This window comes from Pseudoalteromonas sp. NZS11_1 (genome assembly GCF_015864275.1).
Classification (GTDB): domain Bacteria; phylum Pseudomonadota; class Gammaproteobacteria; order Enterobacterales; family Alteromonadaceae; genus Pseudoalteromonas; species Pseudoalteromonas arctica.
In genome coordinates, this window is record NZ_JADYXK010000042.1 from 1 (window position 1) to 22,206 (window position 22,206).

Annotated in this window: 21 protein-coding genes and 1 riboswitch; of the genes, 12 read left to right on the forward strand and 9 right to left on the reverse strand. The window is 36.4% G+C overall.

Annotated elements, in window-relative coordinates:
• Positions 1-103: 103 nt before the first annotated feature.
• On the reverse strand, positions 104-871 hold the full coding sequence (locus tag I6F44_RS18785) for an undecaprenyl-diphosphate phosphatase (protein ID WP_197174353.1): 768 nt from the start codon (positions 869-871) through the stop codon (positions 104-106).
• A gap of 236 nt (positions 872-1,107) precedes the next feature.
• Between I6F44_RS18785 and I6F44_RS18790 the strand changes: the two genes are divergently transcribed.
• The 3 genes from I6F44_RS18790 to I6F44_RS18800 are packed head-to-tail and all read left to right on the forward strand — an operon-like array spanning position 1,108 to position 3,229.
• A complete protein-coding gene (locus I6F44_RS18790; RefSeq protein WP_024597366.1) occupies positions 1,108-1,395 on the forward strand; it encodes a hypothetical protein in 288 nt (95 codons plus the stop codon).
• Positions 1,392-2,987: a PepSY-associated TM helix domain-containing protein gene (locus I6F44_RS18795; protein WP_197174354.1), complete on the forward strand. Its 1,596-nt coding sequence runs from the start codon at positions 1,392-1,394 to the stop codon at positions 2,985-2,987. The genes I6F44_RS18790 and I6F44_RS18795 overlap by 4 nt, the downstream gene beginning before the upstream one ends.
• Positions 2,984-3,229: a hypothetical protein gene (locus I6F44_RS18800; protein WP_101164247.1), complete on the forward strand. Its 246-nt coding sequence runs from the start codon at positions 2,984-2,986 to the stop codon at positions 3,227-3,229. The genes I6F44_RS18795 and I6F44_RS18800 overlap by 4 nt, the downstream gene beginning before the upstream one ends.
• Before the next feature lie 9 nt (positions 3,230-3,238).
• Here I6F44_RS18800 and I6F44_RS18805 read toward each other — a convergent pair whose 3' ends face one another.
• A complete protein-coding gene (locus I6F44_RS18805) occupies positions 3,239-4,075 on the reverse strand; it encodes a patatin-like phospholipase family protein (protein ID WP_197174355.1) in 837 nt (278 codons plus the stop codon).
• Positions 4,076-4,241: 166 nt separating this feature from the next.
• Here I6F44_RS18805 and I6F44_RS18810 point away from each other — a divergent pair, with 166 nt between their 5' ends.
• Positions 4,242-5,114, forward strand: coding sequence for an SMP-30/gluconolactonase/LRE family protein (locus tag I6F44_RS18810; protein ID WP_197174356.1), 873 nt, complete (start codon positions 4,242-4,244; stop codon positions 5,112-5,114).
• Positions 5,115-5,148: 34 nt separating this feature from the next.
• Here the strand turns inward: I6F44_RS18810 and I6F44_RS18815 are convergent, their stop codons facing one another.
• From I6F44_RS18815 to I6F44_RS18825, 3 genes are all read right to left on the reverse strand, one after another.
• On the reverse strand, positions 5,149-5,604 hold the full coding sequence (locus I6F44_RS18815) for an NfeD family protein (protein ID WP_024605673.1): 456 nt from the start codon (positions 5,602-5,604) through the stop codon (positions 5,149-5,151).
• A 21-nt stretch (positions 5,605-5,625) separates the two neighbouring features.
• Positions 5,626-6,579 (reverse strand): slipin family protein, encoded by a 954-nt coding sequence (locus tag I6F44_RS18820; protein ID WP_007581832.1) that lies wholly within the window; start codon positions 6,577-6,579, stop codon positions 5,626-5,628.
• Positions 6,580-6,708: 129 nt separating this feature from the next.
• Entirely contained in the window at positions 6,709-8,148 is a 1,440-nt protein-coding gene (locus I6F44_RS18825; protein WP_197174357.1) for a diguanylate cyclase domain-containing protein, read from the reverse strand.
• A gap of 383 nt (positions 8,149-8,531) precedes the next feature.
• Between I6F44_RS18825 and I6F44_RS18830 the strand changes: the two genes are divergently transcribed.
• A complete protein-coding gene (locus I6F44_RS18830; RefSeq protein ID WP_197174358.1) occupies positions 8,532-9,425 on the forward strand; it encodes a cation diffusion facilitator family transporter in 894 nt (297 codons plus the stop codon).
• 54 nt (positions 9,426-9,479) lie between these two features.
• Here I6F44_RS18830 and I6F44_RS18835 read toward each other — a convergent pair whose 3' ends face one another.
• Entirely contained in the window at positions 9,480-13,979 is a 4,500-nt protein-coding gene (locus I6F44_RS18835) for an EAL domain-containing protein (RefSeq protein WP_197174359.1), read from the reverse strand.
• A gap of 166 nt (positions 13,980-14,145) precedes the next feature.
• Here I6F44_RS18835 and I6F44_RS18840 point away from each other — a divergent pair, with 166 nt between their 5' ends.
• The 3 genes from I6F44_RS18840 (at position 14,146) to I6F44_RS18850 (ending at position 16,820) form a co-directional block, all read left to right on the forward strand.
• Complete coding sequence (locus I6F44_RS18840; RefSeq protein WP_024600567.1) at positions 14,146-14,697, forward strand: isochorismatase family protein; 552 nt, start codon at positions 14,146-14,148, stop codon at positions 14,695-14,697.
• 148 nt (positions 14,698-14,845) lie between these two features.
• Positions 14,846-16,312: a methyl-accepting chemotaxis protein gene (locus I6F44_RS18845; protein ID WP_024600566.1), complete on the forward strand. Its 1,467-nt coding sequence runs from the start codon at positions 14,846-14,848 to the stop codon at positions 16,310-16,312.
• On the forward strand, positions 16,296-16,820 hold the full coding sequence (locus I6F44_RS18850) for a DUF6436 domain-containing protein (protein WP_121954734.1): 525 nt from the start codon (positions 16,296-16,298) through the stop codon (positions 16,818-16,820). The genes I6F44_RS18845 and I6F44_RS18850 overlap by 17 nt, the downstream gene beginning before the upstream one ends.
• Before the next feature lie 61 nt (positions 16,821-16,881).
• Here I6F44_RS18850 and I6F44_RS18855 read toward each other — a convergent pair whose 3' ends face one another.
• Positions 16,882-17,439: a TMEM165/GDT1 family protein gene (locus tag I6F44_RS18855; protein WP_197174360.1), complete on the reverse strand. Its 558-nt coding sequence runs from the start codon at positions 17,437-17,439 to the stop codon at positions 16,882-16,884.
• A gap of 83 nt (positions 17,440-17,522) precedes the next feature.
• Positions 17,523-17,625, reverse strand: a riboswitch (yybP-ykoY riboswitch).
• A gap of 332 nt (positions 17,626-17,957) precedes the next feature.
• Between I6F44_RS18855 and I6F44_RS18860 the strand changes: the two genes are divergently transcribed.
• The 4 genes from I6F44_RS18860 to I6F44_RS18875 all read left to right on the forward strand — a co-directional run bounded on the left by I6F44_RS18860 (position 17,958) and on the right by I6F44_RS18875 (position 20,857).
• The gene (locus tag I6F44_RS18860) at positions 17,958-18,335 is read left to right on the forward strand and encodes a hypothetical protein (RefSeq protein WP_197100705.1); all 378 of its coding nucleotides are present in this window, start codon (positions 17,958-17,960) and stop codon (positions 18,333-18,335) included.
• A gap of 59 nt (positions 18,336-18,394) precedes the next feature.
• Entirely contained in the window at positions 18,395-18,775 is a 381-nt protein-coding gene (locus I6F44_RS18865) for a VOC family protein (protein ID WP_024600562.1), read from the forward strand.
• Between the two features lie 158 nt (positions 18,776-18,933).
• On the forward strand, positions 18,934-20,295 hold the full coding sequence (locus I6F44_RS18870; RefSeq protein WP_197174361.1) for a S41 family peptidase: 1,362 nt from the start codon (positions 18,934-18,936) through the stop codon (positions 20,293-20,295).
• Between the two features lie 367 nt (positions 20,296-20,662).
• Entirely contained in the window at positions 20,663-20,857 is a 195-nt protein-coding gene (locus I6F44_RS18875; RefSeq protein ID WP_002960627.1) for a (2Fe-2S)-binding protein, read from the forward strand.
• 65 nt (positions 20,858-20,922) lie between these two features.
• On the opposite strand, the gene bfr (I6F44_RS18880) is transcribed toward I6F44_RS18875, so the two are convergent.
• A complete protein-coding gene (gene bfr / locus I6F44_RS18880; protein ID WP_024593101.1) occupies positions 20,923-21,387 on the reverse strand; it encodes a bacterioferritin in 465 nt (154 codons plus the stop codon).
• Positions 21,388-21,399: 12 nt separating this feature from the next.
• Positions 21,400-21,870 carry a bacterioferritin gene (gene bfr / locus I6F44_RS18885; RefSeq protein WP_002958985.1) on the reverse strand — a complete coding sequence of 157 codons (471 nt, stop codon included), beginning with the start codon at positions 21,868-21,870 and terminating at the stop codon, positions 21,400-21,402.
• Between the last annotated feature and the right edge of the window lie 336 nt (positions 21,871-22,206).

The following is a 22,206-nucleotide window of genomic DNA, read 5'->3' on the forward strand; positions in this document are numbered from 1 at the left end:
CTATGTCTAAACCAATTGTTGTAATCTTCATTTTGGTCTTCTCCCTTTGATTATTGTAACCACTTTAATCATGGCACATAGATGCCGTATAGGGAGGAGACCATTACATCAGGTTAGTTAGTAAAATAACACCAAATACGATTCGGTAAAGACCAAAACTAACAAAAGTGAAATTTTCTAGAAAGCGTATGAATAGTTTAATAGTAAAATAAGCAACTATAAAAGACGTTAAAAAACCCACAGCAAGGGCAGTTAGGTCATCTAAGCTAAACAGTTGGTAATGTTTAAGTAAGTCGTACCCTGAGGCTGCTGCAAGTACAGGTAAACCAAGTAAAAATGAAAATTCAGCGCTGGCTTTTCGGTTTAAACCACACAACATGGCACCAACAATAGAACTTCCAGCACGACTAGTCCCTGGAACTAACGCAAATACTTGTGCTACGCCAATCCAAAGAGCTTGTTTATAAGTAACTTGGGTTACATCGGTAGTTGTGCAGTGAGTCTCTTTATAACTGCGCTCTAATAGTAAAAAAATCACACCGCCTACAATAAACATAACACCTACTACTGGTACGCTAAACAGTGTTTTTATTACATCACTAAATATAAAACCAATAATACCCAAAGGAATAAATGCAATGGCAACTTTCACCCATAAATTGAAATGTTTAGGGCTAAACTTGTCTTTATAGTTGGCTAGTACCGCTAAAATGGCGGCAAGCTGGATAATTACTTCGAAGGCGAGGTTAGCATCTGTTGATTCAATGCCTAACCACTTTGACGCTACAATTAAGTGCCCGGTTGATGATATGGGTAAAAATTCTGTTATACCTTCAATAATACCTAAAATAATCGCGTTAATTATATCCACGGTTTACTGCTTCCTGAAAAATTAAAAAGCCCGAACTCGGCTTAATTGAAATGACGCATTACTGCGTACCTAAATTGCGAGGCGTAGCATAAAAGCTCTAAAGGCAAACCAACAGTGTTTTTAGACTTAATTTGTTTAATAAATTGCATTAAACATTAAATGCACAATATAATAGCAATTGTTATCATTTGCATGTGCTGTTTTGTATATGTTTGGGCAAATTTACTGAGCGAATAATGAATAATAAAAAAACGTTTACAGCTACACGGCGAAGGCACTTAATTGCGTGTGTATTAGCGCTAATTACAGCGGTAATAATGATTCCGGGTATGACAACCTATTTACCGTTTCAAATGAATGAACAAATATTACTGCCTATTTTACTGTTTCCTGTTATTTGGACTGCGTTGTTTATTTATGCGTATTTGGCGCAAAAGGTATGGCAACCGTTTGTTGTAATGATTGCACTGTGTGTATTACATGGTTTATTGAGTTTTTGGGCGTTGACGCAGGGGCAGGGATGAAGTCGATTACTTTAAAAAAGCTATTTTTATTACATAGCTGGGTAGGAATTATTACTGCGGTACTGCTATTTGTTGTTGCATTTAGTGGGGCGTTAGCGGTGCTGTCGAGACCTGAGTTAAAAATATGGGCAAATCCAGAGCTACAATCTAGCCAACACGTTGCCAGCGCGAAAATTAATCGACTAGTAAACGAATACCATAAAAAGGTGCCTAGTGAATTTGGCGAAAACATTCATGTGTTTTTACCAAGTGGGCATAACTTTCATTTGTTAACGTTGGTATTTGAATCCCACCATGGCGATGAAAATTATGGCCAAGAGGTGGCCAGAGTATTTCAATTTCATCCCGATACGTTGGCGCTGGAAAATACTTACTATGGGCCTAGTAAAGAGTTTTACGCCAATAAAAAAACGGATGCGCCAACTTATATAGGTGAATTTCATGCAGATTTGCATTTAGGGCGACCAATTGGGTTGATACTCACTGGGTTTTTAGGTTTAACGCTTTTAGTAAGTGCAGTGACAGGCTTGTTTATTCATCGCAAATTGATAAAAGAGCTCTTTACGTTTAGGCGAGATAAAGGGTTAGATATTGCAGTAAGCGATGCTCATAAGGTTATAGGTATTTGGGGCAGCGTATTTAATATTGTGATTGGTTTTACAGGATCATTTTTAGGGCTCGCGACCATTATTTTACTACCAGCAGCTGCGTTTGTGAGCTTTGGTGGCGATCAAGATAAGTTAATAGAAACGTTTACCGCTATTCCTGAGCCTGTAGTTAGCCACATTAAGCAACCTACAAAAATAGACACTATTTTAGAGCATGCTCATAGTCGTTACCCTGAAGCAATAATTAGGGATGTCACAATAATGGCGCATAACGATGCGAATGCGCAGGTATATTTGCGTTTGTTAGGTGGCGAGGCTGTTGCTTCTCAGTTACTGCATTATCAGGGCAATGGTGAGTTTGTGCAGTCGATGAGTAGTTTTGGTGATATTTCAGGTGTTTCGATAAAAGTAATTGAGTTGATGTTTCCGCTGCACTTTGGGAACTTTGCAGGAGTGTTTGTAAAATTACTTTGGGTATTGCTTGGCTTAAGTACTGCGCTTTTACCTATTTCGGGCATGATGATGTGGCTAACAAAACGCACACGTGGCAGTAGCCCTTCACTGAGTATGCAGGCATATGCACGCTGGAATCGTTTTATTATTGGCAGTTGTGGCGGTTTGGTATTAGCAAGCTTTGTGCTATTTCCTGTGCAAGTTTTACTTAATTATAGCGTTGTTGGTGTGGCGCAAAATAGCTTTTTTGGACCCGTGTTCTTTTATACGTGGTTGGCATGGTTACTATTAAGTGTATTACCCATAGGTTATAAAAACTACTTTAAGCTGACTCTTTTACTATGCGGCGCTTCGCTTGCTTTGGTGCTGCCACTTAATATTTCACTTGGCGTTAGCAATGTTATTAACCTTAATAGCTCGCTTGTCGCGGTAGTAGATATAAGCTTTATGGTGGTGGGTATCGTGTGTATGTTTGTTGCCTTAAAAATAAAAAACACACAAAAATTACAAGTTGAGGTACAACCCGCATGAACGAGCTACTAATTACAATTGCGATGGTAAGTTTACTACTCATGATGCTCAACCTACGAAAAAACACACTTACATTAGCGGCTAAAACATTTTTAAGTGCACTGCTATTTGGTTTAGCGCTGATATGTTTTATGAGTGTTTACGGTATTTTAGGCGGTGCAATATGCACCGTTGTAGGAGCTATGTTAGCTGGTTTACTAACCGCAGTTATTGCGGGTAAAGCACCGCAATTATTAGGTTAAATAATGCAGTTATTTAGCTAAAAAGGTCTTAGCAGTATCAACTCCCATGTTGTAACCACTATTAAGTATTTCAAACTTTTTAGTGGTACGCCCAACTTTAAAATTAGCCGGTGGTGCAATGATATTGATTTTGCAGTCACTAGGTGGATTCATAATAAAATCGATAGACTTATTATAAAAATCAGCCCTGTTTAAGGTCGTTTGAATTAATGCGGGATAGTTTTTATACATTTTTTTAGTGAGCCAAGGTGCCTTACTTGGTTTTTTACGATAGCCTAAACATTGAGACAAAATAACGGTGATTTCGCGTGCACCCATTTCGTAAGCTTTTATTACAGGAATTGAATCAGCAACACCGCCATCGGTCATCGCTATGTCATTAATAATAGGGTAGTCACGATATGCAATGGGTATAGCGCATGATGCTTTTAATTGATGCACCATATCGGCGCTGGTGGCTTTTAAATAGTGTGCTTTGCCTGATTCGATTGCCGTAGATACAATATAAAACTCGTGTGGAGTTTGTTCGAATACCTCTGTATGAAGACGTATTTCGCGAATCGTTTCTTGCCATAACCAATCTAAATCAAATAAATGACCACCTTTAATAAAGCGCGCTAAATTAATAAATTCAGGACGGCATGAGTAGTCAGTAATCACTTTATAATTTCGCATTGGTTGTTTGCATAAAAATGCGGCTATATTAGTTGCCCCGGCTGAAACACCTAAATAGCATTCAAACGGCTGATATTGCTGTTTTAAAAACTCATCAAGCACACCTGCGGCAAATATACCGCGCATTGCACCGCCTTCAACGACGAGTGTGTTTTTATTATTGTTGTTCATGGTCAATCCTTTTTATTAAATTTGATGTTATCAACTCAGTCTAAAAAATGCGATAGAGATTACTAAATGTGTTGATAAATTAAAGCCAGGTACACATCGCGAAATCAACTGTTTTCTGGTAAGGTTAGGGTTACAAGGCTTTGTTAATAATAAAGAATAAGTATTTATGTTTGACCCTAGCGTAACCATTTTTGAAAGCACACAGAATCAGCTTGCAGAAAGTCCTCTTTGGCACCCTATGCTGAATACTTTTTTTTGGGTCGACATAAATAAAAAATTACTTTTAAGCAAAAAAATACACAGCGAAAGCCAACTAAAAACAGTTAATATTCCCGATACATTCAGTGCAATAGCGTGGATTGATGAGCAGCACTTGTTGCTAGGTACAAGTACTGGTTTATACAAATACCATATTAATTCGAGCACTCGCCACCTTATTTTTAATATTGAAAATACACAACTAAATCGGCGTTCAAACGACGGCCGCGCTGATCCATGGGGTGGTTTTTGGTTAAGTACAATGGACCTAAATGCTAAAAAAGGTGACGGTAAAATATACCGTTATTATAAACACCAGCTTAAAGCCGTTGTAAGTGGTTTGAGTATCCCAAATGGATTGTGCTTTGATAAGCCACGTTTGCGCGGTTATTACTGCGACTCTTTAACGAGTTGTATTTATGTATTAGATTTGGATGAGCAAACTGGCGAACCTTGCTCTGAGCCACGTGTTTTTTATCAATTTAATAATACTGATGTTGACCCCGATGGCTGCGTAACCGACCAATTAGGTAATTTGTGGCTAGCTGTGTGGGGAATGGGGTGTGTTATGTGTTTATCCCCAGGCGGTGAGCTAATTAAAACAATAAAGCTTTGTGCAATAAAACCGACATGCACTGCATTTGGTGGTGAAAATGCTGAATTGTTACTTGTGACATCGGCATTTGATGAATCGATTAATAATACTGTTACTGAACAAGGCGCTGTATTTCAAATCTCAGGCATAAAAAACGGGCAGTTTGAGCCGCCCGTTTTACTGTAATTTATTATACACAGTGCTTGTTTTAAAGTGATGGTTAGCTTTTAGGCTTAACCCACATAACACCCACTTCTTTTTTGGTTACTAAAACCTCAGTACCGGCGCTAATTGGTTGCTCACTTTTGAGTTTCCAGCTAATACCTGAATATTGATGTGTAGTTAAACCTTGCTCTGTTACATCGCTAGTAAGTACAAAAGTAAGTTCAGCAAAATCACTATTCACTTGCTTCTTATCTACGCGATTTTGCATTTGTTTTAATGGTTTCCAAAGTGCAACGGCTAAGCCAGCTGTTACAACCGCATTACTCCAAAGGGCTGTTGCTAATGAGTCAGGTAAAATACCAAAACTCATTAATAATCCTGTAAGGAATAACGATAATCCAAAAAACAACAAAATAAATGTAGAAAGGCCAAGTACTGCTACTTCTATTATTAAAGCAACAATACCAAGTACCATAAGTGTTTGCGGTAAATTTTGCGTAATAAAATCCATACAAACCTCTTTATTTAGTTATTAACCCAGATGCTTTTTATTTAAGCTATTAATGATTGCCATACCTTGGGCAACCATTGAGCTTGCATCTGTCGCGTTGTCTGGCAGTAATACAATTGATGATTCACGAGCAATCGCTTCTTTAGCCGCGATTGCTTTAGTTGCTAAATCTAACTGAATTGCTTTTTGACCTTGCTCTGTATCTGCAGCTTCACCTATTTTAATAAGTGCATTTGCTTGTGCTTCTGCAACCGTAGTAATAGCTGTTGCTTCACCTTCAGCGCGTAAAATTTGCTCGGCTTTGTCGGCTTCAGCAGCAAGTACTTGTGCTTGTTTTTTACCTTCAGCAACGTTGATATTTGCTTGGCGATCACCTTCTGACTCTAAAATTTGAGCTCGTTTAACACGCTCAGCTTTCATTTGTGCTTCCATCGCTTCCATAATAGAGTTAGGCGGCACAATATCTTTAATTTCGTAGCGAAGTACTTGAATACCCCAAGGCTCAGATGCCTGGTTTATAGCTGCAACAATGTTGGTATTAAGTAAATCACGCTCTTCAAATGTTTTATCAAGCTCCATTTTACCTAATTCTGAACGCATTGTTGTTTGTGAAAGTTGTACAACTGCAAACGTATAGTCGTCAACGCCATACGTTGCTTTGTACGGGTCTAGTACTCTAAAGTACAGTACGCCATCAACTATAAGTGAGATGTTATCTTTAGTGATAGCTGACTGCGATGGTACATCTTGAGCTTGTTCTTTTAAGCTACGATCAGCCGAGATTCTATCAATAAATGGAATAATAAAGTTAAGGCCGGCTTCTTTAGTTGATTGGTATTTACCAAAACGTTCGATTAACCAGGCGCGGTTTTGTGGTACAAATTTAACGCTACTTTTTAAAAGCACGATAACAAAAACAAGTAAAAAAGCCTCAACAGTAAAAACCATATCGAGAATTTGTGTGACTGGATCCATTTAAACATTCCTTATAATAATTAAACGCTGAGTGGTTGTATTGTTTATAATTTCAGCGTGTATAGATTATCACTACAGCGAACTTTTAACCACTAAAACTCACTGTACGCGCCGACTTAGTCGGTTTTTTTAAAAACTGGCTATTTTATTTCTGCCTGTTTCTTTTGCGTTATAAAGAGCTATGTCGGCGTTAGTTATAACTTCTTTAGGTGTTGTTTTTTGATTGGGTATAAGGCTATAAAATCCGATACTCAAAGTGAGGTATTTACTGGCACTTGAAAAGTTATGTTCAATTGCAAGTTCTGCAATTTTTTCCTGAATAAGAACAGCATATCTTTGGCAGTGATCTGTGTCGACAGCAGGTAAAATTATCGCAAATTCTTCACCACCGAAACGAGCGGCTAAATCACCTTCACGTTTACAAAGATCATGCAGCGCTTTGGCAACTTGTTTTAACACTTCGTCACCTAGCTGATGCCCATAGTTATCGTTATAACGCTTAAAAAAATCAATATCACACATTATTAAACTAATGGGTTCTTTATTACGTGCGCCGCGCTTAATTTCGCATTTTAAAGTTTGATCAAAACAGCGTCGGTTAGCAATGTTTGTAAGGCCATCAGTATTAACTTGTTTGTTAAGTTTATGATTGGCATTAATGAGTTGCTGCTGAGCTTGTTGTAGCTCTTGCTTGTAATTTAAATTTTTGAAAGCATTAGCAAGCATTTCACCTACTAACCTTAAGCGAATAAGGTCTAAATCAGTCCAGTTTCGCTTTTGAACAACGCAATCACAGCCTATAAAGCCAACGAGCTCTTTGTCATAACGTAGACCAATGCAAAGTACTGATTTTATTTTTTGTTGCTGGAAAATTGTTTTTTCGCTCATTGCTTGAATGGGTAACGACGTTACATCGTTAACTCTAAATAAGTGAGTACGTGCCATCAAACTAAAAAAATATGGGAGATCGCTTTTCGGAAGGTTTTGTAAGTCCTCTTTAAATGCTTGTATATCATTATTGACCCATTCGTGGGTGTTATTTATGGTTTTACCATCCTCGGCAAACTTAAAAAGATAACTTCTATCTGCGTGGCAAACGGTACCAATAGCTTTTAATGCGTAGTTGATATGCTTATCAACGTCGTCGTTTTGAATATCAATTAAGTCAGTTGATATGTTCGAAATAATATTATCAAAATCATATTGTTCATCTACATTATTATTCAATACATCGATTATAATAATGGAGCTTGAGTTAGGTAATTTTGCAAATTTTACATTGAGTAGCAATTTAGATACCTGTTTTGATAAAACAAACTGGCATTGGTTATTTGCAGTGAAATAATCAAAGAATAGCTCCTCGACTAATAGTTCTTTTTTACTGTGATGATTGGTTAAAGTGATGTGTGAAAAATCAATTTTATTAAAATGTGATTTATTTCTTAAGCCAAACAAGTCCTGTGCTTGGCTGTTAACTTTAAATATATTTTCATTGGCATCATAAAGTAATACACAAAACGGCAGTAACTCCAAGTTTCGCCATATTTCATTTGATAGGTTATTACTCACTCAACTCTCCATGTGTTTAAGCCACAATTAAATTGTTATCTATTGTATTTTTATTGTTTTTACTTGGGCGTGTTAATCGTCCTTAGATCGAGCTCAAAAGGCAGCGCATGTTTGGTATTTATGCTGCGTTGTCGCCTATTTATGGAGAATAGCCACACTACATAGGCTCTGCCTTGCCTAAAAAACAAAAATACTGGTGTAAATTCAACCACCGAAGTTCAACAAGCCCTACTAATTATTAGCACATTTTTTTTGATTTACTAAGTTTTTAGTGCGTTTGAGGGTAGTACGTATTATAATTGATACTGTATATCATTACCCTTTTCTACTCTAAGCCATCTTTGGTTTATTTGCACTTTAAGTATAGGTTATTCAAGCATTTCATGACAGAAATCACTACACACCAAGCTTCTCGTCGTCGGTTACTTATTGCACTAGCAATTACGTGTTCGTTTATGGTAATTCAGGTTATAGGTGCTTATTATTCTAATTCGCTTGCTGTACTTGCCGATGCGGGGCATTTGTTTGTTCACAATAGCTCGTTATTCATCGCACTGATTGCATCAAGTCTCGCTATTCATTTTGCTAAAACCTATAACGATGGTCATCAAAGAGCCGAGCTTTTGGGTGGTCTGGTGAACGGATTTTTATACCTAGCAATCAGTTTAATTATTTTGTATGAAGGTGGTGAGCGCTATATACACCAGCATGAAGGAAATGAGCTGGCTATTAATAGTTATTTAATGTCGGTTATTGCTGCTATTGGTTTTTTGTTTCATGGTGCTGCTGCATGGGTTTTATATAAAGGCCGCAAAGCGAGTATTAATGTTTACGCGGTATTTTTACATTCATTCTTTGATTTGATTTCTACCGTATCGACATTTGTGGCTGGTATTCTTATATATTTTACGGGCTGGGTTGTTATCGATATTTTATCGAGCATGTTAATCGCCTCTTTCGTGTTGTTTACCGGTGTTAAGGTCATTATTAGTTGTATAAAAGGTTTACGCTTAAATAAGGCCAAACTTCCTAAAGTTGCAGATATTGAAAGTGAGATTACAGATATGGAGCATGTTCACAATGTCCATAACGTCACTGTAACGCGTAAATATAGGGGTGTAGTAGTCGGGGCGCACGTTGTACTTAAAGAGCATTGTACTATTGAAAAACACGATGAAGCATGTCGTATGAAGGTAGAACAACTGTTAGCTGAAAAATTTAATGTACGCAATAGTGTATTACAAATTGAAAGCCACGAATGCCATCACATTCACTAATACAAACTAATAGACATAAAAGCGTGTAAAACTTATTAGCACGCTTTTAATGTTTCAAATCAAATCAATGATATTGCTAAAACAATCGCTTTTACGTAAGTCTTTAGCATCCATTGGCCTTGCAAAGTAATAACCTTGCAGTACAGTACATCCAACCTCGGCTAAAAAGATCATCTGTTCGCGCGTTTCTACTCCTTCTGCAATACAGTAAAGATCTAGGTTTTCGGCCAATAAAAGAATGGTCTTAATAATCGATTCATCCCCTTTATCTATACCAATACTGTTTACAAAGCTTTGATCTATTTTAATAACATTAATAGGAAATTGGCTCAAGTAGGTGAGTGACGAGTAACCGGTACCAAAATCGTCAAGTAGTAATTTAAACCCAGCAGCTTTTAAGTTTTGTAGCTGCTTGGCTGCTTTGAGTTTATCTTCTAGTAAAATACTCTCTGTTATTTCAAGTCTTAATTGTCTTGGATGAACTTGAGAGTCCGCTAATATGGACATTAACCGCTGGGTTATGTTTGTTTTTAAAATGTGTTTAGGCGATAAGTTTAAAGATATATAAAACAATGGGTTTGCGCTAAGTATAGGTGCAATTTCAATAAGAGCTCGTTGCAATGCTTGCTCAGTAAGGAGTTCTATTAAACCGGTTTCTTCTGCTACCGGTATAAAAAGTGCTGGGGATACCAACTGTCCTTGATTGTTCCAGCGCATGAGTAACTCCACGCCATTTATCGTTTTTTCTTCTATGTCGATGATAGGCTGATAGTGATTAAAAAATCGGTTGTCTTTCACTGCATCTTTTAAATCATTTTCGAGCAGTAACTTTTGTTTTATCAGCTCATTCATTTCATCGCTAAAAAACTTAAAGTCGTTTCTACCGCCTTGTTTAGCGTGCATCATGGCTACATCGGCATTACGGATAAGTAAATCGGTGGTTACAGCATCGAATGGGTATAAAGCAACGCCAATACTGGCTGAAATATTAATAGAGAAGTCTTCAATAATTACTTTATTAGCTAACTCATTACTAATTTTTCTTACTGTATCGCGAAGAGACTGAAGCGATTTTATATTTTGAATCAGCACTAAAAATTCATCACCACTTTGTCGGCCAAGTTTTGCGTTTACGCCAAGCATACCGTTTACTCTTTGGGTAATATTACAAAGTAGCTTATCGCCAACTGCGTGGCCAAAAGAGTCGTTAACAGGTTTGAACTTATCTAAATCAATAAATAATAATGCGCATTGTGTATTACTTTCATTGGCATGTTTAATCGCTTCTTCAATATTTTGATACATTAAACTACGATTAGGTAGATGCGTTAGAGGGTCAAAATTAGCCAAATAGCGAAGCTCGTTTTCTGCACGTTTTTGCTCAGTTAAATCTGTAATAACAACTACGTAATAGCTTGCAGTATCTTTTGTTACGGCTGTGGCGCTTATATGTATTGGATGTTTGTTACTTTTTGCGGTTTTTATATAAGCATCACTTTGCCAGTTTTCTGTAGCTTTTAATTTTTTTAAAATATTTGCAAACTCTCTACACTTATCTTTACCAATGGCCCTAATAAATAATTTTGGGCTAATTTTAGTGGCTGCTTGTTCACTTGAAAACGTTTCAATAAAACTGTTGTTCGCAGAAAATGGCATTAAATGCTTATCGAGTATAAGTAACCAGTCGTTTATTTGGCTAAACGCTTCACCTAGAATTTTTGCTTGTTGCTCATTAGCCCGTTGCTCAGTGATATTGGTATATATGCCAGAAACATATAGCGGCTCATTTGTTTGAGGATCGTATATAACTTGTCCTGTATCTTGATACCATAACCAATGCCCATTTTTATGCTGTAGACGATAAGTTGCTTGCCAGTTTTGTTGTTTTTTGTACTTGAAGTAGTTTTCCCATTGGTTTTCAAAACTACGTCGGTCATCTGGGTGTATTAGCGCTAAAAATTGATCTATATGCACGCGTACAGGCAAGCCTGTATAGCCTAATTCACTTCCTCTGAGCGTACTTACGGAAGCATCTTTAAAATTATAATCCCACACGCCACTTTTGTTATTTTTAAGCGCGAGTTCTGTTTGCTTTTGCGAATGAATAGTCGCTCTATGGGCTTGTTCAATTGCAACTTGGCGGCTGCGGTATTGCCAAAAAATAAAAAACAACACGGCTAGCATTAAGGTTATATAGGCGGCAATAGCAAAGGGCGACTTCCATGGAGCATAAGCTACGTTGATGTTAAGCGTGGCTGGTTCGCTTGTAACAATACCATCGCGATTATGTGCTGATATTTTTAGTGAGTAACTACCCGGTTGGAGCTTTGTGAAAAATACTTGATTAGATTGTAAGTCTTCATATGTAAGAGACGTTGGCCCTAAAAGGGTAACCTTATAATACGCTTTGTCTATATTGGGGTAAGAAAAGTTAGAAAAACTAACCGTCAACCCCATATCTTCATGATCTAGCTCAAGCGGTTTGCTAAGGTATTTATGAGGGTGATAATTGAGCTCCTTAGTAAAGAGGCCTATATCAGTAATGGCTAGATTGCTTTTTTTCAATTGTTCTTTTTCATTAAAGTCTACAGGGTTAAATAGTAGAGCTCCGGCATTGCTGCCAAAAATTAACCTGCCATCATTTAATGTTGTTGCTGCAATTTGTGTGAATTGGTTTATGTTCAACCCGTCTTTCACTGAATAACTCACCACATTAAGTGTATCTAGGTTTATTTGATATAAACCATTGTCGGTACTTGCCCATAAAAAACCATTTTCATCAGGAAGTAACGAATAGATAGAGTCAGTATTAAATGAATTTTTTAATCCTATGTAGTGTTTTCTCTCATAAGTAACTGGGTCAACACCAAGTAAGCCTTCCTGGGTGGTTGCCAACCATAAAGTATTCCGTTTTGAGTCTAAGTAAAAGTTTTCTACAGTGTAAAAAATATCTTCTTTAGGATTAAAAGACTGAAATATAGTCGTTAAAGTTTTCGTTTTTTCGTTGTACCTAAAAAAACTTTTTGATGTACCAAGCACAAACTCTTCAGGATGTGTGTCGAGGTGTTTATAAAAAGCGTAAGAAAATAAAGGGTCGACTTGCTCTTTGAGTCCCTTAATAATTCTTGTTTTTCCGGTTGTTTCATTAAAAAGATAAAAGTTATCATCAGACATAAATGCATATGTGTCTGCAGATAATTGGGCAAAGCCAAATAAGTTGGATCGGTTAATTACATCATTCTCTGTGTCTTGGTTTTCAACAACTTTACCTGTCTGCTTATCAAAAAGTTTAAACCCGTTAAAAGTAACAAGCCAAAGAAACTGATCATCTCCAATCGAAGACGCAAAAATATCAAATACCGCAGATGCTCCATATATGGCTTTTGAGTCGGTCGAGCTTAAATATACTTTACTTTTATTTGTAACTTTGTCGTAGCGCGCAATACCATCTTCGGTCCCTAACCATATAATATTATTTTTATCTTGATAGGCAGCATGAACAGTATTATTCCCTGGTAAAAAAATATGTTTAAACCGTTGAGTTTTGACTGGCCAAGTAAACACCCCTTGGGTTCTAGATGCGAGCCAAAGCACGCCGGACTTATCAATCATTAGATCGTTGATTGAGTTTTCACTAATATTAAACTTACTTTTTTCATAATTTAATATGAACTCTAGTTCTTTGGTTTCGCGGTGATAACTGAACAATCCACTTTCGGTTGCTACAAACTCCCCGTAAATAGTATTGGCATAATCCCATATATTATAATCAGGGATTAAAGTTGTAATATTTGCTGCAGATATATTTTTGTTATTATCGAATGCTAATTGATACATGCCTTCAACAGTACCAACAAGTAATCCTAATTCATTATCAACACTTAAGAATTTGACGTTTATATTATCTATCGTATTTTTTTCAGGGGGGTGAAGAGGGATTTTTACAAGTTCTGAATTATCTATATTTGCAGTGTATAAACCATCATTTGTACCAATATATAAAGTGTTTTTATATATCGTTAATGACCTAATGTAGTCACCTTCATTTGGTAGAGCTAGTTTAAGTGTAAAGCGTTTACTCGTCTCATCAAATGTATATATTTGACCATCTATGGCGAAGTAAAAAGTATTTTGTTTTTGGGTCATCGCGGAGATTGGAGAAAACATCTTTTGTTCTTTATCTATTTGACCTGAATAGATTTTTTCGGTTTTTAAAGTGAGGGGATCTATTATAAACGCACCAGAAAGATCAGTTGAAACGATAATCTTTCCGTCTTCGGCTTTAAATAACGCATAAATATAGTGTTTATCTAAGCCAAAGCCACCATTAAAAGTTTTTACTTTATACCCGTCAAAGCGATTTAAACCTTGTTGGGTAGCTATCCAAATATAGCCAATTTCGTCTTCTTGTGTCTGCAAAACGTAACTTTGCGAGAGACCTTCGTCAGTAGAAATACGTTGTAATTGTTGAGCATAGTTCTGTGATGCAAAAGTACATTGAATGCATAGTAAAAAAATAATGGTGATAGGAAAAAAAACTTTGCTCAAACGCACTTATAAACACTCTCAGTGGAGGATAGGATGATACTTAGCTAGATAGTAAATATAGCATAAGTTTTTATTTTTTAATTACAAATAATATACGTAAAGTTAAAAGCTCTATTTTCAAATAGTGAGCTAATCTAAATAGATAACAGTTAATGTTCATGAGGAGAGTATAGTGGTTTTATCTAATATTGATGTAAAAAACAGCGTATTATTAATAATAGACTTACAAGAGTTGCTTGCTCCTGCAATTAAAGATTTTCCGAATATTTTAAAAAGTACATTGCAGTTAGCGCAGGCAGGTATTATTCACGACGTCCCGGTCTTAATAACTGAGCAATATGTCAAAGGGTTGGGCGCGACTAATCAGCAAATTAAAAATACATTACCTAATGCTATGTATTTTCATAAAACGTACTTTAGTGCATGTGCAGAGCTTGGCTTTATTGATAAGTTAAAAAGCCATGATAAAAAGCAGGTTGTTGTTGTGGGCACTGAAGCGCATGTGTGTGTTTTACAAACATGCTTAGATTTAATAGAAAATGGTTTTGAGGTTATTGTCGTACACGATGGTATTGGCTCGAGAAATCCGCAACATAAAAACTTGGCAGTTGAGCAATTACGCCAAGCGGGTGCGGTAATTTCATGCGCTGAAATTGTTATTTTTCAATGGACAAAAAAAGCAGCAACGCCTACGTTTAAAAAAATACTGCCTATAATTAAGTAGACCACATGTATATAATGTAAATCAAATGTATTACTTTTTGATGTGTCGGTAGTTTATTATTGTGTTCAGTGAACTGAAACTCGTTTTTACACGTATATTGCAGACTGCTTTATAAAACAACAATGCAAACAACAATTTTAAGGTTTTTATGTCTAGTATTGGCCGGTTATTTACAATTATTTTCAGTCTTTTGTTTGTCGAGTCTATCGCTATTGGCTTGTATTTCGACACATTAGCGCAGGCCTTTATGATAGGTTTGCCATTGTGTTTATTACCTATATGGCTTTTAAACACACAAGGGGACAGCCCTGTTACCCCGCATGTGATAGCTGCAGCCATAATGATGTTTTCTTTTTTGCACATACAACAAACTTTTGGGTTGATTGAAGTCCATTTTGAAATATTTATTTTAATGCCCATGTTAATTGTTTTTGTACAGTGGCGAGTGTTTATTACTGCAATTGTATTCGTGGCAGTTCATCATTTGTCTTTTTATTATTTACAAACTCAAAATACAGGATTTTATGTATTTGATCCTGACAGGCTTGCTTTTACTACGGTGCTTATTCATGCTGGATACGCAATAGTTGAAGTGTTAGTTGCAGGCTACATTGCCATAATGTTGCAACGCGAACGTCGTGCAGCTCTATCTTTAAGTTATGCGACAGAGCAAATAATGAAAGACCCTGAAAACATAAAACTCTCTCTTCGCGCTGATGATACTAAAAGTGAAGCTGTAGCAGGTTTTAACACGTTACTAGATTACTTATCGGATGTTATTAAGCAGGTACAAACTCAATCTGAATCACTGCAAAAAAACTCACAAGAGCTTATACATGTTCATGATCAGTTGGCGGGTGGTGCAGTGCAGCGTACACAACAAACTGATGATATTGCTAATTCTGGCGCTCAAGTTGCTAATGGTTTTAAACTTGTAGAAGAAGAAAGTGAGGTGCTAAAGCGTCAAGTAGACCATATTACACAAGCTGCGAGCGACGCATTAAAAGAAGTTCTTCAAACAGATGCTAAAAGTAGAGAGCTGTTAACACTACTTAACCATACTGAAGAAAAAATAAACCTCTTAGTGGCTGCGGGTGATGTTATTTCAGGTCTTCTAAATGAGATATCAGGTATTGCTGAGCAAACAAACTTACTTGCTTTAAATGCTGCTATTGAAGCTGCCCGTGCAGGCGAACATGGTCGAGGTTTTGCTGTTGTTGCTGATGAGGTAAGATCTTTGGCTAACCATAGTAAAGCAACAACAGATAAAATTAGTCTAACATTAAAAGATCTTGTTAATAATAGTAAAACGTCAACACAATCAATGAGTCAGTGTGTGAATTTTGTAGTTGATTTAACAAGTATTAGTGCTGCAATGAAAGAAAATATTTCAGCAATGAGCGAGCAAATAGCCGCAGTATCTTCAAGTTCTGATTCAGTTGCACAAGTTGTAGCTGAGCAGGCAGGTAATACTGAATTAATAGCAAGCAGTACTGATACTATGCGACAAAATCAGTACCAAGATACGCAAATAGTGCAGCAGTTAACCGCTAAGGTGCAGTTAATCGATGTAAGTATTGATGTGTTAGAGCAAAGCATTGCCAAGTTTAAATAAATCTAACTCTTTCGTATTTTCGCTTATAGCTACATGGCTTATTTGTGTTGTTGCAGGGTTAGTTTATTTTCAATTAGAGCAGCTAAAACCGTTTGATAGCTCAAAAATTTTAATGCAAAAACATTGGTTTAGTAATTTTAAAAAGCAATTGGATTGGGTTGATAATGGTGAGCCCTCTTTAGTGCTTATAACAGAAAAAAACTGCGGGTGTACTATACAGGCTAAGCCACATATTTCATCGCTAACTTCTTTTGCTACGAATAAAGGCATAAAGATTGTGGAAGTTGAATTAACACCAATTCTTAAACACATTATTCCGGCAACGCCTGCTGCTGTTATTATTAACAAAGCGGGTGAATTTGTTTATGCAGGGCCGCTCTCCGAAGGATTAGCTTGTGCTCAGGGAAGTGGTTTTGTTGAAACTGTGGTCACTAATTTAGCTGCAGGTTTTAACTCAAACCTCTTAATTACACAAACCAAGGGATGTTACTGTGTAAATAATGCATAAATAACGTGCAGAAAAAACTAAAGCTCGCACTTAAATTAACAGTGGCGAGCTTTAATATTTATTAAATTGTAACTAAGCCATAAATACCTAATGACACAAACACACAAGCAGCAATAGCACGTACGGTGTTTAAAGATATTCTTTTTAGTAATGCATTACCAGCGTATATAACAGGGACATTAGCAATTAGCATACCTAACGTGGTTCCTACCGTTACCCAAAACACAGACTGATATTGTGCGCCTAGCAACACCGTCGCTATTTGTGTTTTATCACCAATTTCTGCAATAAAAAATAATACAAAAGCGACTAAAAAAGCTCCGTAGCTATCATATTTACTACTTACAGCTTCGTCCTTGTCTGGAACTAGCAACCAAAGTCCAACTACAATAAAGCTTATGTTTACAAGCCAAGGTAAATATTCAGAAGAAAAACTATTATTTAACCACTGCCCAAACCATGCTGATAAACCATGATTGAGTAAGGTTGCGGCTAAAATAACAAGAATAAGTGCGCCTTTATTACGAAAGCGGGCGGCTAACAGGAGCGATAAAAGCTGGGTTTTATCGCCTATTTCGGCAAGTGTGACAGTGACGGTTGAGGTTAAAAAAACTTCCATTATTGATTCTTACAGGCGGGAATACTAAACCAAGGCAAACAACTATCTCCCGCCATGAGGATAGTGTCTACCTAGGTCTCGCCGATAACGCTTGCTACAACATTACAAACTTACCATGCACTTGAGGTGCAATTATGTTGATAAGTTTACTCATTACTGAGTGGGCTACTCCCCTAAGAGGCGGGCATTATTCCACAAAAATTTTGTGCGGTAAATATTAAGAATCATGCATAGTTAATTTATTCGGGAGTAATAACGTTAGCTTTTGGCAATTAGTTGATAGTCAGGAAAGTGCGATAAGCGGTCGGTCAGGGTTAATTATTATTAGCTAATAGATACTATGAGGAAACTTTTCCCTTTTACATAGTGAAATAAACTTCAACAATCATAATGTTTATAGCTGGCAATAGATTACACTATTTGCTATTAATATAAGTTCATTAAATAAGGATGTTTTCGCGCTAAAATATGGGAAGTGTACTCTGATAAAGTTGTTATATCTCAAAAGGAGTTGAGTCATGCGGATTTATTGTTTAGCTCTATATTTCTTCTGTTCGGCTGTGTTTGCCACTAGCTGCTATATTACCGAAGAGCAGCGCACTGAAAATAGCATCAAATATCAGGATCAAGTCGAAATCGAGATAACACTTTCAGATTCAGATTACTCAGTGATGATATCAATTCCTTCTCAAATAGGTGAACTCCCATTTCAAGGAGTCTTCCTTGTTACTGATAGCCTAGAGGACCCAACATTTTTCACTCAGCTTCAACCTTTCGAAGAAAATGTAGCCTGGTACACAATAAATACTGGTTTAATTCGCCGTCACTTTATCGTGGCTAGCTTCGGTGAGTGTAGTATGGATGTCTTCAGGGAAGTTTTATACCATGAAATATAACAAAACCACTCAATGCTCTCGCTTCACTCGCTAGGACGCTAGGTATACAAGGAGGTCCTGTGAATTTAAATCAAGTTACGTTACCCGTAAATAACATGGATAAAGCTACAGAGTTTTATCGTGCTCTAGGTTTTACTCAAATAGTTGATACACCTCATTATGCACGTTTTGAATGTCCTGAAGGAAATTCAACTTTTTCATTATCTTTAGAAAGCTCTGACTTTAAGAGTTGTACTGTTATCTATTTCGAACACGAAGAGTTAGATAGTTGGGTTGCTCAATTAAAGTCTAAAGGTCTTAATTTCGATCAAGAGCCAACGGATCAAAGTTATTTGTGGCGAGAAGCTGTTTTATATGATCCGTCTGGTAATAAAATTAAACTTTATTGGGCAGGTGAAAACCGCCTTAATCCACCTTGGCGTGTCGAAATGCGCACCTAACAACACGTCCAGAGGTGGACGACCAGTAAAATTTAGCTATTAATTGCGAACTTTAAAAATGGTGAGCCTTACTTATTTTAGCCAACAGCAATTTGCCGCTTAAGACAGCGTTCTGCGCTTAGTCTAGTTCGGTTGTGATTCACTATTAGGAGTAAACTTTGAATAAAGGGATTTTGTTATTTTTACTCACCGTACTTTGTACCATTAATTCTGCGAACTCCGCAGAGACAACTTGGAAAACCCAAGGTTATGGTTACGTTTTTCATACTGTGGACAATAAAACAACAGCCTTTGATTTAACAACTAAGCATTGTTTGGAAAACCACTTTATCACCGATGAGTTTGAACAAATCTCGTTCATTGAAGAAACACAAAAAGTGAATAAATATACTCGCTTACTTAACTTTGGTGGTTTGTTTCCGTTAAAGCTAACGAAATTAGATAGTTTACCCGCTCAATGTCAATCCGAAAAAATTGTTAGTATTAAAGACAAAAACTATGAATTTAATGCCAGTATTGTTCTTGACGTTCTAATGAATAATTTTGAAGAGCACTATGCATTTTCAAAAGATAAAGATATTAATTGGGTTGAGCAGAGAAAACTTTGGCAAAAAAGAATAACCTCAAAAACTACGCAAGATGAGCTATTTAGTATCATTGATGACTTTCTTAAAGAATTACGCGACGGTCATGCCATATTACTCAATCAAGAACTTGATAGGCTTTCACATTACTCACCAAGAAAGTGGTCATTTTGGGGTGAATTAAAAGCGCACTCAGTAAATTACCCTGAATACTCAACTTACTGGGAATTACATACCGCATTAATGGAAAAGTCTCAGGGAAACATTAAGAATTACATTGATAAAAACTATTCCACTCTTCAATATCACGATAATTTTACCTTAGCAAAAACGCCTCAAAATATTGCCAATTTAAAAATAAGTAACTTTGATGATTTCTCAAATAATGACGTAAAAGCAACAAAAGAGGTTATGGATATATTTACGCCTATCATCAAACAAAGCAATGGTTTAATTATTGACTTACGTTTTAGTATGGGTGGAAGTGACTTAGTGGCATTTTCTATTTTATCTTACTTAATAGATTCAGAATTAGCCTTGGGGGGTAAACAGTTTAAAACATCGACAGGTTACAGTGAACTTCAAAAAATTGTTGTCGCTCCATCAAAAATTAATAATTACACAGGAAGCATTGTTGTTCTAACTAGTCAAAAAACACCTAGTGCGGCTGAAGTATTTCTTTTAGGTTTACAAGCAAGGGGCAATGTTACTTTTATTGGTGAAAGAAGCTACGGAGCTTTTAGCGATACGTTAACAAAAGCTTTGCCTAATGGTTGGGGGATCACATTATCAAATGAAAGGTATCTCAATTCTCATGGGGAAAATTATGAAAACATTGGATTGCCTGTAGATCATGAATTTGTATTTCTTAATGTGAACAATATTGAAAGCGGAAAAGATGTGCAGCTTAATGAGGCAATTAAAGCTTTTAGATAGGTGCTTTCAGCGTATAACGAGGCGTCACTAATGTCCGCTGTTGGCACAAACCGGAAATCCCCCCCATAAATTCCGCATTTACACATTAAGGTTTTTAAAACCTTAATGTAATGAATTTTCAACCATTCAAATATTTACCTAAACCTATTCTTACTTAGATTTAAGGTGGGCTTTAATTAACAAAGCTCGATTTATGTACTATACTTTATTTCAATTTAGGCTTTTTCAGCGGCTGAAAAATCTCGATTTAAGTGGCGCTGGCCAAAAAAAAGCCAAATAATACACATTTTTTCAAATAACAATTGATAACCATTTTCGTTTAGATTAGTATGCACCTACTAAATGAAATTGAGAGTGGTTTGTATTCATGTATATTTGTCTATGTCACGGTGTGACTGATAAAAAAATTGAGCAAACAATTGACGATGGTGCAACAACCATGCGTGAATTAACTAAAGAGCTTAAAGTAGGCAGCCAATGCGGTAAGTGTTGTGGTTGTACTAAAAAGATCCTTAATCGCAGACTTATTCAGATTGCAGATGTGACGGATCAAGTTGCTTAATTACATATAAAATTTAGATATAAAAAAAGCAGCTTTTTAGCTGCTTTTTTTATGCTTGTTACTATTTACAGTTGAGACTGCAAGTAGTTTTTAATGCCCGTATTTTTAATAAGTAATTGTTGGGTTTCTAACCAATCAATTTGCTCTTCTTGCTCATTTAAAATGTGGTCAAGGGCTTCACGGGTAATATAATCTTTTTTGCTTTCAGCCAGTTTAACTGCGCTTTGTAACTCACCAATAGTATCAAGTTCAAAACTCATGTTAGCTGCAATCATTTCTTCGCTGTTTTCACCAATACGCAGTCGGCCTAGGTCTTGAAGATTTGGTAAACCTTCTAAAAACAAAATACGTTCGATTAAACGATCGGCGTTTTTCATCTTTTGAATAGATACTTTGTAATCTGCTTTGTCTAGTTGAGTGAAGCCAAAATCTTTAAACATACGTGCATGTAAAAAGTATTGGTTAATACCAACAAGCTCATTAGCGAGTACTTTATTAAGCGCTGCAATAACGTCTTTATCGCCTTTCATAATATGCTCCTACTAAGCCATTTGTGCTTGATGATAATTTTCAGAACCAATCTTATCAATTAAGCCAAGTTGTTGCTCTAACCAGTAAACATGGTCTTCTTCGGTATCAAATAACAGTTTTTCTAAAATGCTACGAGATTGATAATCTTGTTGTTCTTCACATATTGCGATAACGTCTTTAACACACGCAACTACTTCAAGTTCTAGTGTTAAATCGTTTTGCATCATGCTTTTTACGTCGTTACCGATAAGTAAATCACGGCGTTTAGTCATATTTGGTACACCTTCTAAAAACAAGATGCGCTTAATAAGCCAGTCTGCGTGATCTTTTTCTTCTTCCATTTCGTGGTTAAGGCGCTCGTATAGTTTGTTTAAACCCCAGTCGTCATACATGCGCGAGTGTATAAAATACTGGTCGATTGCTGCTAATTCGTTAGCTAACAATGTATTAAACGCATCGATTACTTTTTGATTACCTTTCATGATAAATCGCCTTAACTATTTCAATTGTATGCAGTGTAGTACAAATAGCCTATATTGCAAGTTTTCTCTATAAAAATCATTGCGTTACTATTGGTTTTGATTCTTATTTAAGTTTGCGTTACTGCTTGGTTTATGGACAGTTTTTTATTTGCATTAGCATCTAATAGACGCCTTAAATAAAAAAGTGAGACGTCTATTTATGTGGGATTTGTTAATTAACCTGATGTAATGGTCTCCTCCCTATACGGCATCTATGTGCCATGATTAAAGTGGTTACAATAATCAAAGGGAGAAGACCAAAATGAAGATTACAACAATTGGTTTAGACATAGCAAA

Excerpts from the sequence above, each read along its gene's own strand:
- I6F44_RS18855 (WP_197174360.1), bottom strand. The coding sequence starts at position 17,439 with ATGGAAGTTTTTTTAACCTCAACCGTCACTGTCACACTTGCCGAAATA.
- I6F44_RS18795 (WP_197174354.1), top strand. The coding sequence starts at position 1,392 with ATGAAGTCGATTACTTTAAAAAAGCTATTTTTATTACATAGCTGGGTA.
- I6F44_RS18805 (WP_197174355.1), bottom strand. The coding sequence starts at position 4,075 with ATGAACAACAATAATAAAAACACACTCGTCGTTGAAGGCGGTGCAATG.
- I6F44_RS18845 (WP_024600566.1), top strand. The coding sequence starts at position 14,846 with ATGTCTAGTATTGGCCGGTTATTTACAATTATTTTCAGTCTTTTGTTT.
- I6F44_RS18875 (WP_002960627.1), top strand. The coding sequence starts at position 20,663 with ATGTATATTTGTCTATGTCACGGTGTGACTGATAAAAAAATTGAGCAA.
- bfr (WP_024593101.1), bottom strand. The coding sequence starts at position 21,387 with ATGAAAGGCGATAAAGACGTTATTGCAGCGCTTAATAAAGTACTCGCT.
- I6F44_RS18860 (WP_197100705.1), top strand. The coding sequence starts at position 17,958 with ATGCGGATTTATTGTTTAGCTCTATATTTCTTCTGTTCGGCTGTGTTT.
- I6F44_RS18815 (WP_024605673.1), bottom strand. The coding sequence starts at position 5,604 with ATGGATTTTATTACGCAAAATTTACCGCAAACACTTATGGTACTTGGT.
- I6F44_RS18820 (WP_007581832.1), bottom strand. The coding sequence starts at position 6,579 with ATGGATCCAGTCACACAAATTCTCGATATGGTTTTTACTGTTGAGGCT.
- I6F44_RS18790 (WP_024597366.1), top strand. The coding sequence starts at position 1,108 with ATGAATAATAAAAAAACGTTTACAGCTACACGGCGAAGGCACTTAATT.
- I6F44_RS18800 (WP_101164247.1), top strand. The coding sequence starts at position 2,984 with ATGAACGAGCTACTAATTACAATTGCGATGGTAAGTTTACTACTCATG.
- I6F44_RS18810 (WP_197174356.1), top strand. The coding sequence starts at position 4,242 with ATGTTTGACCCTAGCGTAACCATTTTTGAAAGCACACAGAATCAGCTT.
- I6F44_RS18830 (WP_197174358.1), top strand. The coding sequence starts at position 8,532 with ATGACAGAAATCACTACACACCAAGCTTCTCGTCGTCGGTTACTTATT.
- bfr (WP_002958985.1), bottom strand. The coding sequence starts at position 21,870 with ATGAAAGGTAATCAAAAAGTAATCGATGCGTTTAATACATTGTTAGCT.